The following is a 393-nucleotide window of genomic DNA, read 5'->3' on the forward strand; positions in this document are numbered from 1 at the left end:
GGTCGTACTCGGGCAGCGCCGCGTCACTGCGCGGCACCCGGGTCACCTCGCGGCGGCGCTTCTTCCTCGGGCGCGGCATCACCTGCTCCAGGCACCGGGCAGCCGGTCGGGGCGGTGCGGGTAGCGGGGGCCGGGACGCTGCGGGCGAGGTCGGCCGATCCGGCGGCGCGGGCGGGGGATGAGCACGAGCAGTTCCTCCAGTCGTCGGTGGACAGCGCTGCGCCCCGCCGACGTCGTGCTGGTGTCGGCGGGGCGCAGCGGGTGGTGCGGCTGGGTTATGCGGCGAGGCCGTGGGCCGTGTGCGTGGGGTGCTCACCGGGCGCAGTCGGCGCGGGCGTGGTGTGGCCCGGCCGGGGTTGCTGGTCCGGCTGCTGCTGAGGGGCACCGTGCAAG

1 protein-coding gene is annotated in these 393 nt (G+C 77.1%); it reads left to right on the plus strand.

The genetic code is table 11. The features are described from left to right. On the plus strand, positions 1-182 hold a 182-nt coding region (locus SZN_RS42145), incomplete at its 5' end, for a hypothetical protein (protein WP_208865900.1). Positions 183-393: the final 211 nt, after the last annotated feature.

The organism is Streptomyces zinciresistens K42 (assembly GCF_000225525.1).
GTDB classification, from domain to species: Bacteria; Actinomycetota; Actinomycetes; order Streptomycetales; family Streptomycetaceae; genus Streptomyces; species Streptomyces zinciresistens.